Genomic DNA, 16,273 nt, shown 5'->3' with positions numbered 1-16,273 from the left:
AGCATATTCTTTAATCAAAAAATTGTTTGTCTGCTTTTTTTGCTGCTAAATAGTTTGCCAATGCCGAAAATTCTGGCAACAGCTGCCAGCCATTTTTTTGCCAAAGCTGGGCAGCTTCGACTTGTGCCACTTCTAGAATATGGGCATCCGCGACCAAATCAGCAGCCGCAAACTCTGGCAAGCCCGATTGTCGATTGCCGAAGACTTCTCCTGGTCCTCGCAACTGCAAATCTTTTTCGCTGACTACAAAGCCGTTGGTGGTTTCTGTCATGATCTTCATTCGCTCGACCCCTGTTTCATTCTTCGGGTTTGCGATCAATATACAGTAAGAAGCATCGGCACCGCGCCCTACCCGTCCACGCAATTGATGAAGCTGGGCTAACCCGAAGCGATCGGCGTCAATGATCAGCATCACTGTCGCATTGGGGACATTGACCCCTACTTCGATGACCGTCGTGGAAACCAAGATCTGCAGTTGATTTTCTTTGAAAGCTTCCATGATGCTGTCTTTTTCTTGATTCTTCATTTTCCCATGCAGCATTCCCACTTGATAAGTAGGAGAAAAGTAACTTTGCAGCTGCTCATAAATCTCCGTGGCATTCTTGACATCCAGCATTTCGGATTCCTCGATCAAAGGACAGATGACATACATCTGATGCCCTTGTGCCAATTCTTTTTGCGCCCACTCTAAGATCGATTCAAACTGCGGCGGACGGACCCAGCGAGTCTCTACAGGAATCCGTCCTGCTGGCATTTCATCGATCACCGAAACATCCATTTCGCCATAAGCCGTGATCGCTAACGTACGAGGGATTGGCGTGGCGGTCATAAAGAGCACATCAGGCAGATAGCCTTTTTCCCGTAAGACTTTTCGCTGATTGACCCCAAAACGGTGTTGTTCATCGGTGATGACTAAGCCAAGATGTGCAAAGTCTACCCCTTCTTGAATCAGTGCATGGGTCCCAACGATGATGTCGATCTCCCCGGCTGCTAATTGTTCTAAGATGACTCGCCGTTCTTTTGGTTTGGTCGAGCCTGTCAAAAGAGCGGTGGTCACTTCTAAGGGGTCAAAGAGCTGATTCAAGCTTTCTAGGTGCTGCTGAGCCAAAATCTCAGTCGGCACCATCAGTGCGCCCTGAAAGCCAGCCGTCATCGTGGCATAGAGGGCGATCGCCGCCACGACTGTTTTCCCGCTTCCTACGTCTCCTTGCAAGAGTCGCTGCATGTGCTGCGGACTTTTCAGGTCATGGCATATTTCATTGGTCACGCGCTTTTGCGCATTCGTCAATTCAAAGGGCAGTTTACGAGTAAACTCTTTCAAGCGTTGCACATCATAATCGATCGCCAAGCCGTTTTTCTCGGCTTTTTCGCTTTTCTTCAGTCCTTGGATCTGCATTTGGAACAAAAAGAACTCTTCAAAAATCACCCGACGCTTCGCTTGATGACTCTCTTGGGGATCTTTAGGAAAGTGCATCGCAAACATCGCGGATTTCCGATCCAACAAGCGATATTTTTCAATCAATGACAAAGGCAAGATCTCTGTGATCTGATCACCAAAATCAAGGAATGCCTGTTTGATCAGTTCGATCAACACACTTTGACGCACGGCTTTATTGACATGATAAATGGGGGCAAAGTCTTCTGCGCTCTTGCTGCCGAGAATTTTAATTCCCGTCAGTCCTTTGCGTTTGGCGTCCCATTTGCCATAGACGGCGATCTCTTCTGAGACCTCTACTTTATCCTTCAAATAAGGCTGATTGAAAAAGGAGACATTAAAGACATCGTGGTCTTGCATCATGCGAAATTGCAACCGACTTTTCTTATAACCAAAGCGATTGACGACCGGCGGGGAAACGACGATCCCCTTGATCGTTACTTTTTCTTGGTCTTGAATCTCCGCTAATTGCCGTTCTTGAATGTCTTCATAGCGAAACGGATAATACTTCAGCAGGTCTTCAATGGTTTCGATCCCTAAACTCGCCAAGTCTTGGGCGCGTTTTTCTCCGACACCCTTTAATACCGTAAGTGGCTGATTCAGCATAGGTACCCTCCTTTTCCAAAGTGATTTTGTTTATTGCAGAGATTCCTGCATTCATAGAAAAAGACGGAGCCAAAAATCATCTACGATTTTTGCCCCCGCCGCCTAATTTGTTTATTCTGCTGAGAAAAGATACGGATAAACTGGCTGATCGCCTTGATGGATCTCTACTTCGATCTCAGGATGCAGTTCAACGATCGCTTCTTCGATTTTCGCTGCTTCTTTGGCTTTGCCTTCTTCACCGATAATGATGGTGACGATCTCAGTATCTTCTGTGATCATTTTTTCTAAGGTAGTCATGGAAGCAGAGAAACGATCAGGAACAGAAACAACGATTTTGCCGTCGACCATTCCTAAGAAGTCGCCTTCTGTAATTTCGATGCCATCAATTGATGTATTACGGATCGCATGAGTCACTGATCCGCTGACAACACTTGCTAAGACATCGGTCATAGCTTGCTGATTTTCAGCTAGTGTGGATTGCTCGTGGAATGCCAGCATCGCTGTCATCCCTTGTGAGATCGTCCGTGTTTCAACAACCGCTACTGGAATCTCGGAAACTTCCGCTGCTTGCTGTGCAGCCATAAAGATGTTTTTGTTATTTGGTAGAACGATCACTTGGTCGGCATTAACTTCATTGATCGCCAATAAAATGTCTTCCGTACTTGGGTTCATCGTTTGGCCGCCACTGATGACATATGAAGCACCCAGGCTAGTGAACAATTCTTTCAAGCCTTCGCCAGCCGCGATCGCGATGATCGCAAATGGTGTCCGTGGACGTTTCACTGGTGCAGGTTTTGCACCTTGCTGGTCGTGTTCCAAAATCGTTTCATGCTGAAGACGCATGTTGTCAACTTTGATTTTCACCAATGAGCCGAATTTTTGACCATAATTCATGACTTCGCCAGGATGTTCCGTATGGACATGGACTTTGATGATCTCATCGTCGTTGACCACTAATAAGGAATCCCCTAACTCATTTAAGTAATTACGGAATGTTTCATAATCAAATTCACTATCTACAGTCGGACCTTCACCGATCTTCACCATGATTTCTGTACAGTAACCAAAGGTGATATCTTCTGTCGCTAAGTGTCCTTGAACGCTGCGATGATGTTCGGCATTGACCATTTCATCCATAGCCGCTGGGGAAGGTTCGAAGATTTCATCGGCTGGGTATTCACCCGTCAACGCATTTAAGAAGCCTTCATAAATGAACAACAATCCTTGACCGCCGCTATCTACCACGCCGACTTCTTTTAAGACGGGCAATAGATCTGGGGTTTTCGCCAATGAACGTTTTGCACCGTGAACCACGGCTTTCATCACTTCGATACAATCATCGGTAGTTTGTGCTTTTTTCTCGCCATATTCAGCTGCGATGCGTGCCACAGTCAAGATGGTTCCTTCCACAGGTTTCATGACTGCTTTATAGGCGGTTTCTACTCCATGAGTAAAGGCTTGAGCCAATTCTGGTGCAGTGAGTGTTTCTGCGGTCGGGATAGCTTTAGAAAAACCGCGGAATAATTGAGATAAAATGACGCCAGAATTCCCACGTGCGCCCATCAATAGTCCTTTTGAAAGTGTAGCGGCAAGATCGCCGACGTTTTCTGAAGTCGCATCTGCGACCGCTTTTGCTCCACTGGTCATGGATAGATTCATGTTTGTCCCAGTGTCTCCATCTGGAACAGGAAACACATTCAATGAGTTGACAAACTCTGCATTAACTTGTAGACGAGCCGCGCCTGCCTGCACCATTTCTTGAAACTGACTTGCGCTGATATTCGTTACCTTCACTTAGATAGTCCTCCTTAAAATCATCCGCCATGAACGGATCCCTTGCCTAATCTGGCAGTACACGTACGCCTTGAACAAATACATTCACCGAGTTCGCAGATACACCTAGCATCGTTTCTAAGTTGTATTTCACTTTTTCCTGCACGTTGCGGGAAACTTCGGAAATTTTTGTTCCATAGCTGACGATCGTGTATACATCCACTGCAATGCCGTTTTCTTCTTGGCGGACAACGACACCGCGAGAATAATTTTCTTTTCGTAAAATTTCATTGATGTTATCTTTGATTTGTTTCTTGCTAGCCATACCAACAATGCCGAACACATCTGTTGCTGCGCCTCCGACCACTGTTGCAATGACTTCATTGCTGATTTCAATAATACCTGATGAGGTTTGAATTTTTACAGCCATTTTATAGCCTCCTTCAATGGGCATGACCCATCTTTCTTCTTACATATTTTATCATAGCTGTACCGCAAATAAAAGGATGAGACATATGAAAAGGGGCTTTCTGACCAAACGTCTTGCATTTCGACCTTGTTTAATTTACAATGTTTACCGGGAAAAGTCAATGTTTCTTGAAAATTACTCTTGCTTTTTTCACCTTTCTGTGATAAATTCAGATGGTATGAGCTGAAATAGCGCTCCAACATCAAGGCAAAGGAGGAAATAACCACATGGCTAAAGTTTGTTACTTTACTGGACGTAAAACTACAAGTGGAAACAATCGTTCTCACGCAATGAATGCGACAAAACGTACTGTGAAACCTAACTTGCAAAAAGTTCGCGTTATGATTGACGGAAAACCTAAAAAAGTTTGGGTGTCAACTCGTGCTTTGAAATCTGGAAAAGTTGAGCGCGTATAATTAGACCTTTTCGGCCGTTCGTTTTGAACGGCTTTTTTTGTACCCTTTTTTCTTTGGTGCGCTTTCACTTAGGTTTTCATTAAAGAAAACAGGTCTTTGTTTTTTTAATCGATTCACCTGTGGTAAACTAAGAAAAAATTGATAAAGAACAGGTGACTTCTTGTGACGAAAATAAAAACATTTGCCAAACAACATTGGCCTTATATGCTTGCTAGTTTCTTCTTGCCGTTTCTTATCATGGCAGTGATCTATTTGACCATCGGCATCTACCCTGGCAGCAGCCGCAGTGTCTTAGCCAGTGATGCCTTTTCGCAATTCTCAAACTTTCATGCCAGCTTTCGCAATATGCTCTTAGGCAAGCAAAGTATCTTTTATACATGGAATGCCTCTTTAGGCTTGAATTATCTGGCACTGATCTCCTATTACTTAGGTGGGATCTTCACTCCTCTGGTCTTGTTTTTCCCAAATCAGCTGATGTCAGATGCGTTGTACTTCTTGACCTTGATCAAGATCGGCAGTGCGGGCTTGGCGTTTTGGTTTTATGCCAGCCAAACCTTTAAGATCCAACGTTGGCAGCATGTGACCTTAGCCGTCTGTTATGCCTTGATGTCCTTCATCACCGCCCATTCAGAACTGATCATGTGGCTTGATGCCATGATCTATCTACCGCTAGTGATTTTAGGTATTGACCGTTTAGTGAAAAAGAAAAAACCAGTCGTGTTATTTATCAGTTATCTGCTGTTATTTTTATCCAGTTTTTACATGGGCTTTATGATCGGTCTCTTTTCCGTAATGTATTTCTTGGTTCAGTTGGGGCGCAACTGGAAGCAAGCTCGGGGGGCGATCATTCCTTACGGCATCACCTCCTTGTTAGCTGGCGGCGCCTCAATGGTGATCATCTTACCTGCCTTATTGGATTTGCGCTCAAATGGGGAAGAATTAACAACGATTTCTTCCTTTAAAACCGAAGCCACTGATGTCTTTGACCTCGTGATGAAAAACATGATCGGTGTTTACGATACGACAAAATACGGCTCCATTCCCTTCATCTATATCGGTTTATTGCCACTGCTGTTGTGTATTTTATATTTTGTTTCGAAGAAAATCCGCTTGAAGGATAAATTCTTATACGCTGGCATGTTTGCTGTTTTGATCGCCAGTTTTTATATCGTGCCGATGAATCTTTTTTGGCACGGGATGCATGCCCCAAATATGTTCCTTTTCCGTTATGCCTATTTGTTCTCCTTCTTAGTGATCATGCTGGCGGGATACGGGTGGGAGCAGCTGCAGCAAAAAGATCGCGGATTGTTTCTCATTATTGGTCTTTCTACGATCGTGGTGTTTGCCCTCTCCTACGCATTGAAAGGACCTGGAACCTATGAATATGTTTCCGCTACTTCTTTTGCGCTAACGATCGTATTCTTTGTTCTTTACTTGTTATGTATTGGGTTCGGACAATTAGGTCTTTTAACACAAAAACGAGTGACGATCTTGATGCTGATCTTCGTCTGCGGAGAAATGGCCGTCAATACGAGCGGCATGGTTCGCGGAATTTTGAATGATTGGAACTATGCTTCTCGCAGTTTGTATACAGAACCTTATCCGGACATCAAAAAACTAGTCACTCAAGCCACCGAAGACAATGATACCTTTTTCCGATTAGAAAACCTTGATCCTGTTTCTTCCAACGACAGTATCAATTATGGCTACAGCGGTGTCAGCATGTTTTCTTCGATCCGTAACCGCAATTCCTCAAGCTACCTGGATAAGCTGGGCTTTCGGTCCCGCGGCACCAATTTAAATATCCGCTATCCGAACAATACCTTGCTGATGGATGCTTTTACAGGGATCAAATACAATATCTCCAAGCCAAATCTCACCAAATACGGCTTTCAACGTGTGGGGGAATCTGGTGAATACAAGCTTTATGAGAATCAAAATGCGTTACCGCTAGGTTTCTTGGCTGAACCAACCATTGAATCGATTGAACAGCCGCAAAATGACAACTTGACGAGCCAGAAAAATCTTTTCAATAGCTTGGCCGATTTAAATTTAGAGTATTTTGCCTTTCAGCCGATCACGGTGATCCATAGTAAAAATACAGATATCACCAATGACGGCATGTATATGAAATTTACCGAGCAAGAAAGCAATGTCGCAAAAGAAGTGACTTGGCAAGTGGAGGTTCCAGCGAACTCGCAAGCATACTTGAGTCTTTTCCCTGCCAACTTTGGGGAATTGGAAAGCTCATCTGCCACCGTGACAGTCAACGGCCAGCAGCGAGAAACGCAAATCAGTATCAACGGTCAATACTACGACTTAGGGCACTATGAGACCGATACGACGGTTCAATTCACCGTCAGCTTCTACGGAACGCCTGAAATCTCCTTCCAAAACCCGCAAGTCGTGACCTTGGATACCAACGCCTACCAACAAGCAATTGATGCGATCCAAGATCGAGGGGTCGCTATGACGGTCGGCAAACGCAGTGCCAAAGCCGATATCACGACTGAAAAAGAGCAACAGCTTGTAACGACCATCCCTTATGACAAGGGCTGGACTGCTACGCTTGACGGCAAAGAAGTTCCAATCACCGCCTTTCAAGACGGCTTTATCAGTGTGACGATCCCAAGTGGCACCCATCACTTGGAACTGTCCTTCTTGCCGCAAGGCTTTGTTATCGGTGTTTGCTTGTTCTTCGGCTGCATCGCATTGTTTATCCTGTTTGCTTGGTTTTACCAGAAACAAGTAGCCAAAAAGCAAGTCTTAGACGACCAACGTCAACTCATGGATCAACCACCAGAAACCTAATCGAAAAAGAACCAACTCGTCTTTTTGAGGCGCTCCCCATAAGTTAGAGCAAACGCTGACTTATGGGTGTCGCTCAATGATCGGTGAGTTTGGTTCTTTTTTTGTGCTGGCGTTCCGCAGTTGTTCGCTCTAGTGGTCTTAGCCTCCACTGCCGACTAGATCCCCTTCGATGCGGGGGCAATGCCTAGCCCGTTAGCCCTTAGAGCGTTTAGCGAAACATAAGATAACTGTTAGGTTCTTCCGCATTTTTCTTGATGGAGTGCAACGATCGCTCCCATAAGTTAACCATTTTGGTTTGTTTCAAGACGCGAAAGATCGAAAGCCCTTGATCGATTTTCAACAGTCCTTTTTCTTGATCGCCATAAATATACCAGTACCACCCTTGATAGCAAAGAAGATGCGTGCTGTTTAGCATGTCTCCGCGCTCTGCCAATAATTCCTCTGCAATGGTCAACACCTCTTTTGCCCACTCCAGGCGGCGAAAATTGACAAACGTCGTAAAACAACTAAAAATCAAATCCATTTGAATTTCTCGCATCAAGGACAAGCCTTGTTCTTTTTTTGTGCGGGAAATAGCGATCTGCAGTAAGTGATAGGAGGTTTCGACAGGAAACAAGAATTGAAAATACCGAAACAGTAAAATCTCATAAACGCCCCAGTTGTCTACTTTCGTAAGGTAGGAAATGACGGGGCGAGTTTTGGTGCGCAGCTTTTCCATATAGTCACTAGAAGAGTGATTGGGTTTAGGACCTGAGAGATTGATTTCATGTATCTCCTTTGTGATCTCAAGGTACAGAAAAACAAAAGAATGCTGTTTGGAAGCGGCGATCAGTTCGCTGCGCATTTCCTCCAGCCCTTCTTTGCTTCGCTGGGCGTGGGCGTTACTCAAGTAAGCTTCTTTGTTGATCCCTAAAATTCGATCCAGTAAATCCATAAATTCGCTCGTCATATAGCTGGGGAAGCTCATCAGGTTGTCGTGACTTTTTATGCCTTTTTGCTGCGCACGTAAATAATAAAACTCCTCCACCGTAACATGTATATTTTCTAATAAGCGTTCCAATCGATGAATACTGATACTTGAAGCACCTTGCTCAAATTTACTGATAAACGAGCGACTGTTTTGTTCATCCGCCACTTGAGCGATCGTATAGCCGCGCTCTTTGCGCAATTGTCGGTACAGTTTTCCTTCTTCCATAACCATCCTCCTAGCGATCAGTCTGCAAACGCCAAACCAAACTTGCTTTACGAATGAAGCTCTGCCATTAAATGCTACTATTTTAGATTCAAATTTAGATTCAACCTTATAAAATGTTGAGGAACAAAATCTACGGTACCCTATTTACATGCCACTCTTTTAGCTGTTAGCCACTCGTGACAGTAACCTCTGGTACGCTCCTGGTACATTTAAATTCCACTATAGTGGATTATTTTCTTCTCTTAGTATAAAGCATCCTATACTGATTTTACAACGTAGAACGTGAAAGGATGATTTCGATGAAAGAATATCAACAAAACAAAGGCTATCGTGCCTTAGTCAACGCCGCCTTACTCAGCGGCATCGGCATGAGTTTATTTAATATCGTCTTTGTAGTTTATGCCAGTACATTACCCTTTAATGCCCTTGCTGTTTCCTTAGCCTCCATGGCACTGTTAGTCCCTGATCTCTTACGGATCCTGACTGGCTATCTAGCCGATCGTACCAAAAACAAAGTGCAATGGATGATCAGCAGTCGACTCTTACAAGGAGTCCTTTTTGTGGCACTCGCTTTTTTGATCCAACTGCCGCCTAGTTTATGGTCTTTCTTCCTTTTGCTAGGCATCAACATTGTATCTGATTGTTTGGGCGCTTATTGTTCTGGGTTGCAGCTGCCCTATGTTCGCCGTCTTGTGCCTGCTGATGCCTTAGACAGTGCCATGGGCTTTCAAATGGCGTGTCAAACCACCGTTCAAATCGTCTTTCAAGGGATCGGTGCTTGGGGGATCATTTTACTGAATAATAATTTTGCCGCTTTTGGTTTGATCAATGCCGTGACGTTTTTCTTAGCCGCCATCGTGATCTTCTGGAACCGCTCGCTCTTTTATGCGGTGCCAGGGAAAATCAATCAAGCACCAACACCACTCTTTCAGAATTTCTCGGAAACCTTTAAATTATTGACTGGTACGGCTTTTCTTAAAAAGATGATTCTCTTTGCCTTACTGATCAATACCTTAGCCGCTAGTACGAGCGGTTTACTAAATCTCCAGCTGCTGGATGACCTTGCGCTTTGGTTTGCCACTTATGGCAACACCGTTGCGATGGCAGGCATCGCCACTTCCATCGGCATGGTCGCTGGCGCCTTGTTTGCTGCCGACTGGTTCAAGAATACTGGTCTGGTTCGCTTGATTGCGTATACCTCTTTCGTTTTATGTCTATTGACCTTGAATTTTCTCTTCCTGCATAATCGTTGGCTCATGATTGTGCTGCTCTTTGCTGAAGGCTATCTGATTGGAAAAATCAATCCCCGCTTTTCGGCACATCTGATTCGTGAGATCGATGAAGAACATCTCGCCATCAGCAGCGGGATCTTTTCCACCATTGTGATGCTAGGGGGGCCCGTCGGACAAATGGTCTTTTTAGGCATCGGCAATCGCTATCACGTGGCTTGGAGCTGGCTGCTTTACTTGCTTTTCGCATTTTTGGTAGCCATCGCCGCTTTAGTCGCTGCCAGTACCTTAGAAAAAACACCCCCCACTGCTGCGTCTAAAACCGCTGCGGAAAGAACTGAGAATTGGCAAGAAACCACCCCTGTTTTGCCTGAAAAAAAATAAAAACACAAGCTTTCGCTTTCTCTTTTTGGACAAGAGCAGCGAAGCTTGTGTTTTTCCTTATTCATAAGCAACATGAACCAAATACAATCCTTCTGGATGAGCTGTGGGTCCTGCCGCATTTCGGTCTTTTTGCGCAATGATTGCAGGAATACTGTCAGGTGCGAGTCGTCCATTGCCGATTTTCAACAATGTGCCCACCATGATTCGGATCATCTTGTACAAAAATCCATCGCCGCGAAAGGTGAAAATCAACTCATCTCCAGCGTCATTGACCGCCATGGACGCCTCATGGATCGTCCGTGTTTTGTCATCGACGGAACTGCCCGTCGCGCAAAAACTGGTAAAGTCATGGGTGCCTAAAAAATCTGGCAACGCTCGTTGGATTTTTTCCAAATCTAGCGGATACGGATAATAGCTGGCATAATGACGGCGGAAAGGACTGCGAGGTTTCCCAATGTCCACTCGAAACTGGTAGGTTTTTTCAACGACTAAGTAGCGGGCATGAAAGGTATCGTCAACGATCTCCACCGATTTTACCGCAACATCTTCTGGCGTTTGGGTATCTAAACCAAAGCGCATTTTTTCCAGGGGGCGCTTTTGAGGGAAATCGAAGTGGATCACTTGCCCTTGCGCATGGACCCCCGCATCAGTGCGGCCAGAGCCATGAATCTGAATCGGCTGCCCATTGTTCATCTTCGTTAATGTCTTTTCAATCTCTTCTTGAACCGTTCGTCCATTGGGTTGACGCTGAAATCCTTGAAAATTCGTGCCATCATAAGCGATCGTCGCTTTATAGCGGACCATTGAATCACCTGTTTCTTTCTATTTTTTCACAAAAAAGCCTATGAGAAAAGTCTGATCGATCGACAGGCCTTTTCGAACCAGCCACTGGGATCGCCAGCAGCCTCGTTGCTTCGTTAAGAACCTTTCGTGGGTTGACTTCAATCATAGGTCTTCGATTATCCTCTTAAGAACACTAACGCGACTGTAAAGAGCGCAAAAACGATGACAACCAATGTGTCCCGTTGATGCCAGTGCAAAATCCGATACTTCGTACGCCCTTCGCCGCCTTGATAGCCTCTGGCTTCCATAGCGGTAGCTAGATCTTCCGCACGGTTAAAGCTGCTGACAAATAAAGGAATCAATAAAGGAACGATCGCCTTCATCTTCTGCAACAGTCCCCCTTCGCCGAAATCGACCCCGCGGGCACGCTGAGCATTCATAATTTTTTCTGTTTCATCCATCAAGGTTGGCACAAAGCGCAACGCGATCGACAGCATCAGTGAGATTTCATGGACAGGGAAACGGATCGCTTTTAACGGACGCAAAATGTATTCGATCGCATCTGAAAGCTCTAATGGGGGCGTCGTTAACGTCAACAAGGTCGACATGAAAATGATCAAAACAAAACGGCAAAAAATAAAAATCCCGTTTTGGACACCAAATTCTGTGATGTTAAAGATCCACCAAGACCAGTAGACGTCCCCGCCGGTAGTAAATAAAATCTGTAACGCCACAGTAAATAAAATCAGCCAAATCAAAGGTCGCACGCCTCGAATAAAGAAGCCAAAATCGATTTTTGAAAAGGAGATACAAAAGAGCGTAAAAGCACCCGCTAATAAATAGCTTTGCCAATTATTCGCCAAAAAGATAATCGCGATAAAATAAAAACTAGCAATCAATTTGACTCGTGGATCTAAGCGGTGAATCAAGGAGTCCCCGGGAATAAAACGACCGAAAATCAGTTTATTCATCATGGGCAATCGCCCCCTTTGCTACTAAAACATCTGCCAGCTCATCAGCTGTTAGCGGCAACTGCTCAAATGCCAATCCTCTGGCTTGTAGTTGCTCCGCAAATGCGGTTGCTGTCGGTACGCCTAACTGCTTTTCTTGCAGCCAGGCAGTATCTTGAAACACAACGGACGGCGTGCCTGCTTTGACGAGACGGCCTTTTTCTAACACATAGACATAATCAGCATAGTTTGCCACATCATCCATCAAGTGGGTCACTAAAATGATCGTCATGTTCTTTTCCCGATGCAGGCGATCAAACATTTCCATCATCTCTTTGCGTCCTTGTGGATCTAAGCCAGCTGTCGGCTCGTCTAAGACCAAAACTTCTGGTTCCATAGCCAAGACCCCAGCAATCGCTACACGGCGCATTTGGCCCCCTGAAAGGTCAAAGGGTGAACGTTCCAGAAAACTTTCATCTAAACCTACCAATTGAATGTATTCTTGGGCTAAACCTTTGGCTGCTTCTTCGGAGACCCCAAAGTTTTTCGGTCCAAAAGCGATATCTCTCGCAACGGTTTCTTCAAATAATTGGGATTCAGGAAATTGAAAAACGATCCCGACTTTTTTACGTAACGGTTTTAGATTTTTGTTGTCTGTCTCGGGTTTGATGACTCGCTCACCGATCGTGACCGTGCCAGTCGTTGGTTTTAATAATGCATTCAAGTGCTGCAACAACGTAGATTTTCCGCTCCCTGTATGACCGACTAAGGCAGTATAAGAGCCTTCTTTGATCTCTAAATCAATATCGAACAAAACCCGTTGTTCAAACGGAGAATGCGGTTGGTAGGTGAATCCTACTTGTTCAAAACGGATGTCCATAGCCAATCCACCATCCCTTCTTCAGTTAAGTACGCTTGCGGTACCGTGACGCCCCGCTGCTTTAGCGCTGCCTTTAATTTTTCAGGAAATGGCAGATCTAAGCCTAGCTCAATCAGTTCTGGACCTGCAGAAAAAATCTCTGCGGGTGTCCCTTCGCGGACGAGCTCTCCTTGACGCATCACCAGCACCCGATTGGCGTTGGCTGCTTCATCGATATCATGGGTGATCGATAACACGGTCAAATTGTTTTTCTCTTTGATTTTTTTGATCGTTGCGATCACTTCTTCACGACCTTCTGGATCTAGCATACTAGTGGCTTCATCAAGAATGATGATATCTGGGCGCAACGCAACGACGCCAGCAATGGCTACCCGCTGTTTTTGACCACCAGAAAGACGCGCGGGTTCCCGGGTCGCAAACTCGCTCATCCGTACTTGTTCCAGAGCGTCTTTGACACGAACCAGCATTTCTTCTCGCGGGATTCCTTGATTTTCTAAACCGAAAGCCACATCATCTTCCACCGTCGAACCAACGAATTGATTGTCAGGGTTTTGAAAGACCATACCGACCATTTTTCGAATATTCCAGATATTTTCTTCATTCAAAGGCAATTCGCCGACAGAAACACTGCCTTCTTGCGGCAAGATCAAGCCATTGATGGTTTTTGCTAAAGTTGATTTACCAGAGCCGTTATGGCCGATCAACGCCACCCATTCCCCTTTGTTGATGGAAAAGGATACGTTATTTAACGCGGCACGCTCTTCTTCGCTATAACGCACAGTAATAGCATTCAATTCAATGATTGGCTTCATGATAGACTCCTTCATTTGCGATTAATTCTTTCTAACACTACCAAAAAAGTGCACGTTTTTCAATGATTCACGCACGATTTGTCTCCAGATCTTTTTTTCACTTGCCATTACCTGTCTTGACAGGTAATCGAAAGTAAAAAAAAAGCACTTTATGATGAGTGCGTACACCTCGAAATACATCGAGGTGTAGGCGCTGAGCTAGACTCGGAAAGTTTCTTCCAACATCATAACACTCTTAGTAAACATCTATAAAGTGATGATAAGTGTGATTTTAAACAAGTTCTAGGATAACCATTGGTGCAGCATCTCCGCGTCTTGGTTCTGTTTTCAAGATACGAGTATATCCACCTTGGCGATCTGTGTAACGAGGAGCGATATCATTGAATAATTTTTGTAATGCTGATTCAATAACTACTTCTTCGTTTTCTTCACGTACACTTGCAACTTCATTACGAACGAATGCTGCTGCTTGACGACGTGCATGCAAATCACCACGTTTACCTAAAGTGATCATTTTTTCTGCAGTTGAACGAACTTCTTTCGCACGAGCTTCAGTCGTAACGATACGTTCGTTAATGAATAAATCAGTTGTCAAATCACGCAACATCGCTTTACGTTGGCTAGATGTGCGTCCTAGTTTACGATAACTCACGTGGTTTCCCTCCTTCACTTTCGAATGTTGTATCGGTCAGACGAACCGAACTAACGTAATCGAAAACGGTTTAATCGTCTTTACGTAGTCCTAAACCTAAATCATGTAATTTCACTTTGACCTCTTCAAGAGATTTACGGCCTAAGTTTCTTACTTTGATCATTTCTGGTTCAGATTTGTTTGTCAATTCTTGTACAGTATTGATTCCTGCACGTTTTAGACAGTTGTATGAACGAACAGATAAGTCTAATTCTTCGATCGTCATTTCCAACATTTTTTCTTTTTGTGTTTCTTCTTTTTCAACCATGATTTCAGCGTTTTTCGCTTCATCCGTTAGGTTAACAAAGATGTCTAAATGTTCAGTCATGATCTTCGCAGACAAACTCATTGCTTCCAATGGTTCGATTGAGCCATCAGTCCATATTTCCATCGTTAATTTGTCGAAATCATCCCGACGACCGACACGTGTGTTTTCTACTTGGTAGTTGACACGACGTACTGGTGTATAGATTGAATCGACTGGAAGAACGCCAATCGGCATATCTTCTTTTTTGTTTTCGTCCGCTTGAACGTAGCCGCGGCCAGGTTTCACTGTTAAGCGAGCATGGAACGTAGCACCTTCAGAAACGGTACAGATATACATATCTTTGTTAAGGATTTCTACATCACTATCAACGATGATATCGCCAGCAGTTACTGTAGCAGGTCCTGAAATATCAATTTCAAGGGTCTTTTCTTCATTCCCGTACATTTTCAATGCAAGACCTTTAATATTCAAGATGATTTGAGCAACGTCTTCCCGAACACCCTTAACAGTTGAGAATTCGTGTAAAACTCCATCGATTTGAATATTGGTGATTGCCGCACCAGGTAAAGAAGATAATAAAATACGACGTAGGGAATTTCCTAGTGTAGTTCCGTAGCCTCTTTCAAGAGGTTCCACGATGAACTTGCCATAATCTTTGTCTTCATCAATCTTTGCGATTCTTGGTTTTTCGAATTCAATCATTCTTATCTATTACCCCTTTCAAAACGAAAAGTGTCTTGTTCAATGACGTATTTGTTACACTCAAAATGAGCAGCACTCATTAAACACGACGGCGTTTTGGAGGGCGGCATCCATTATGAGGGACTGGAGTCACGTCACGGATCGCACTCACTTCCAAACCTGCTGCTTGTAATGAACGAATTGCTGCTTCACGTCCAGAACCAGGTCCTTTAACTGTTACTTCAACAGTTCTTAATCCGTGTTCCATTGCTGCTTTGGTAGCTGTTTCTGCTGCCATTTGAGCGGCAAAAGGAGTAGATTTTTTGCTTCCTTTGAAACCTAATGAACCAGCTGATGACCATGCTAATGCATTACCATGAGTATCAGTGATCATTACGATTGTATTATTGAATGTTGAGTGAATATGTGCAATACCCGCTTCAATATTCTTTTTCACACGGCGTTTACGACTCACTTTTTTTGCTGCCATGAAGTTTTAACCTCCTTCACTTAGGAATTATTTTTTCTTGCCTGCGACTGTTTTAGACGGGCCTTTACGAGTACGTGCATTGTTTTTCGTGTTTTGTCCACGAACTGGCAATCCACGGCGATGACGGATTCCACGGTAAGAACCGATTTCCATCAATCGTTTGATGTTTAAGTTCACTTCACGACGAAGGTCACCTTCAACTTTTAATTTATCAACTTCCGCACGGATAGCATCTGTTTGTTCATTCGTTAAATCACGAACGCGAACTTCTTCAGACACGCCAGCGTCAGCTAAAATTTGTTTTGCAGTCGTGTTACCAATACCATAGATATAAGTAAGTGAAACGACCACACGTTTATCACGAGGAATATCTACTCCTGCAATACGAGCCATATTTGTT

Annotated in this window: 15 protein-coding genes; 3 read left to right on the top strand and 12 right to left on the bottom strand. The window is 44.2% G+C overall.

Going from position 1 to position 16,273, the window contains the following annotated elements:
• Positions 1-10 precede the first annotated feature (10 nt).
• The 3 genes from recG to Q1X33_RS05580 all read right to left on the bottom strand — a co-directional run bounded on the left by recG (position 11) and on the right by Q1X33_RS05580 (position 4,244).
• A complete protein-coding gene (recG, locus tag Q1X33_RS05590) occupies positions 11-2,041 on the bottom strand; it encodes an ATP-dependent DNA helicase RecG (RefSeq protein WP_270787906.1) in 2,031 nt (676 codons plus the stop codon).
• A gap of 111 nt (positions 2,042-2,152) precedes the next feature.
• Positions 2,153-3,835, bottom strand: a complete 1,683-nt coding sequence (locus tag Q1X33_RS05585) for a DAK2 domain-containing protein (protein ID WP_005227126.1) — start codon at positions 3,833-3,835, stop codon at positions 2,153-2,155.
• A 46-nt stretch (positions 3,836-3,881) separates the two neighbouring features.
• Complete coding sequence (locus Q1X33_RS05580) at positions 3,882-4,244, bottom strand: Asp23/Gls24 family envelope stress response protein (RefSeq protein WP_005227125.1); 363 nt, start codon at positions 4,242-4,244, stop codon at positions 3,882-3,884.
• 266 nt (positions 4,245-4,510) lie between these two features.
• Between Q1X33_RS05580 and rpmB the strand changes: the two genes are divergently transcribed.
• Together rpmB and Q1X33_RS05570 are read left to right on the top strand one after the other, a co-directional pair.
• Positions 4,511-4,699 (top strand): 50S ribosomal protein L28, encoded by a 189-nt coding sequence (gene rpmB, locus Q1X33_RS05575; RefSeq protein WP_003128045.1) that lies wholly within the window; start codon positions 4,511-4,513, stop codon positions 4,697-4,699.
• Between the two features lie 162 nt (positions 4,700-4,861).
• The gene (locus tag Q1X33_RS05570) at positions 4,862-7,510 is read left to right on the top strand and encodes a YfhO family protein (RefSeq protein ID WP_270787905.1); all 2,649 of its coding nucleotides are present in this window, start codon (positions 4,862-4,864) and stop codon (positions 7,508-7,510) included.
• Between the two features lie 208 nt (positions 7,511-7,718).
• On the opposite strand, the gene Q1X33_RS05565 is transcribed toward Q1X33_RS05570, so the two are convergent.
• Positions 7,719-8,705 carry an Rgg/GadR/MutR family transcriptional regulator gene (locus Q1X33_RS05565; protein ID WP_005227119.1) on the bottom strand — a complete coding sequence of 329 codons (987 nt, stop codon included), beginning with the start codon at positions 8,703-8,705 and terminating at the stop codon, positions 7,719-7,721.
• 299 nt (positions 8,706-9,004) lie between these two features.
• Here Q1X33_RS05565 and Q1X33_RS05560 point away from each other — a divergent pair, with 299 nt between their 5' ends.
• Positions 9,005-10,318 (top strand): MFS transporter, encoded by a 1,314-nt coding sequence (locus Q1X33_RS05560; protein ID WP_005227117.1) that lies wholly within the window; start codon positions 9,005-9,007, stop codon positions 10,316-10,318.
• 57 nt (positions 10,319-10,375) lie between these two features.
• Here Q1X33_RS05560 and truA read toward each other — a convergent pair whose 3' ends face one another.
• The 8 genes from truA to rpsM all read right to left on the bottom strand — a co-directional run bounded on the left by truA (position 10,376) and on the right by rpsM (position 16,266).
• Entirely contained in the window at positions 10,376-11,122 is a 747-nt protein-coding gene (gene truA / locus Q1X33_RS05555) for a tRNA pseudouridine(38-40) synthase TruA (RefSeq protein WP_010748617.1), read from the bottom strand.
• Positions 11,123-11,277: 155 nt separating this feature from the next.
• Positions 11,278-12,075, bottom strand: a complete 798-nt coding sequence (locus Q1X33_RS05550) for an energy-coupling factor transporter transmembrane protein EcfT (protein ID WP_005227113.1) — start codon at positions 12,073-12,075, stop codon at positions 11,278-11,280.
• Positions 12,065-12,931 carry an energy-coupling factor ABC transporter ATP-binding protein gene (locus Q1X33_RS05545; protein WP_005227111.1) on the bottom strand — a complete coding sequence of 289 codons (867 nt, stop codon included), beginning with the start codon at positions 12,929-12,931 and terminating at the stop codon, positions 12,065-12,067. Before Q1X33_RS05545 ends, Q1X33_RS05550 begins: the two co-directional genes overlap by 11 nt.
• Positions 12,907-13,743, bottom strand: a complete 837-nt coding sequence (locus Q1X33_RS05540) for an energy-coupling factor ABC transporter ATP-binding protein (protein ID WP_005227109.1) — start codon at positions 13,741-13,743, stop codon at positions 12,907-12,909. Before Q1X33_RS05540 ends, Q1X33_RS05545 begins: the two co-directional genes overlap by 25 nt.
• 271 nt (positions 13,744-14,014) lie before the next feature.
• Complete coding sequence (rplQ, locus tag Q1X33_RS05535; protein ID WP_003128038.1) at positions 14,015-14,395, bottom strand: 50S ribosomal protein L17; 381 nt, start codon at positions 14,393-14,395, stop codon at positions 14,015-14,017.
• Between the two features lie 70 nt (positions 14,396-14,465).
• Positions 14,466-15,404 (bottom strand): DNA-directed RNA polymerase subunit alpha, encoded by a 939-nt coding sequence (locus Q1X33_RS05530; protein WP_005227105.1) that lies wholly within the window; start codon positions 15,402-15,404, stop codon positions 14,466-14,468.
• A 79-nt stretch (positions 15,405-15,483) separates the two neighbouring features.
• Positions 15,484-15,873, bottom strand: coding sequence for a 30S ribosomal protein S11 (rpsK, locus tag Q1X33_RS05525; protein WP_005227104.1), 390 nt, complete (start codon positions 15,871-15,873; stop codon positions 15,484-15,486).
• Between the two features lie 27 nt (positions 15,874-15,900).
• Positions 15,901-16,266 (bottom strand): 30S ribosomal protein S13, encoded by a 366-nt coding sequence (rpsM, locus tag Q1X33_RS05520; protein WP_005227102.1) that lies wholly within the window; start codon positions 16,264-16,266, stop codon positions 15,901-15,903.
• Between the last annotated feature and the right edge of the window lie 7 nt (positions 16,267-16,273).

It is taken from the genome of Enterococcus sp. B2E4 (assembly GCF_030499455.1).
GTDB lineage: Bacteria > Bacillota > Bacilli > Lactobacillales > Enterococcaceae > Enterococcus_D > Enterococcus_D casseliflavus.
The sequence above is the reverse complement of the archived record's forward strand: the minus strand, read 5'-3'. Positions and strand labels throughout refer to the sequence as shown.

What these genes read in the sequence shown, in the direction of transcription:
- recG (WP_270787906.1), bottom strand. Translation starts at nt 2,041, where the DNA reads ATGCTGAATCAGCCACTTACGGTATTAAAGGGTGTCGGAGAAAAACGC.
- Q1X33_RS05580 (WP_005227125.1), bottom strand. Translation starts at nt 4,244, where the DNA reads ATGGCTGTAAAAATTCAAACCTCATCAGGTATTATTGAAATCAGCAAT.
- rpmB (WP_003128045.1), top strand. Translation starts at nt 4,511, where the DNA reads ATGGCTAAAGTTTGTTACTTTACTGGACGTAAAACTACAAGTGGAAAC.
- Q1X33_RS05565 (WP_005227119.1), bottom strand. Translation starts at nt 8,705, where the DNA reads ATGGAAGAAGGAAAACTGTACCGACAATTGCGCAAAGAGCGCGGCTAT.
- Q1X33_RS05560 (WP_005227117.1), top strand. Translation starts at nt 9,005, where the DNA reads ATGAAAGAATATCAACAAAACAAAGGCTATCGTGCCTTAGTCAACGCC.
- truA (WP_010748617.1), bottom strand. Translation starts at nt 11,122, where the DNA reads ATGGTCCGCTATAAAGCGACGATCGCTTATGATGGCACGAATTTTCAA.
- Q1X33_RS05550 (WP_005227113.1), bottom strand. Translation starts at nt 12,075, where the DNA reads ATGATGAATAAACTGATTTTCGGTCGTTTTATTCCCGGGGACTCCTTG.
- Q1X33_RS05545 (WP_005227111.1), bottom strand. Translation starts at nt 12,931, where the DNA reads ATGGACATCCGTTTTGAACAAGTAGGATTCACCTACCAACCGCATTCT.
- Q1X33_RS05540 (WP_005227109.1), bottom strand. Translation starts at nt 13,743, where the DNA reads ATGAAGCCAATCATTGAATTGAATGCTATTACTGTGCGTTATAGCGAA.
- Q1X33_RS05530 (WP_005227105.1), bottom strand. Translation starts at nt 15,404, where the DNA reads ATGATTGAATTCGAAAAACCAAGAATCGCAAAGATTGATGAAGACAAA.
- rpsK (WP_005227104.1), bottom strand. Translation starts at nt 15,873, where the DNA reads ATGGCAGCAAAAAAAGTGAGTCGTAAACGCCGTGTGAAAAAGAATATT.
- rpsM (WP_005227102.1), bottom strand. Translation starts at nt 16,266, where the DNA reads ATGGCTCGTATTGCAGGAGTAGATATTCCTCGTGATAAACGTGTGGTC.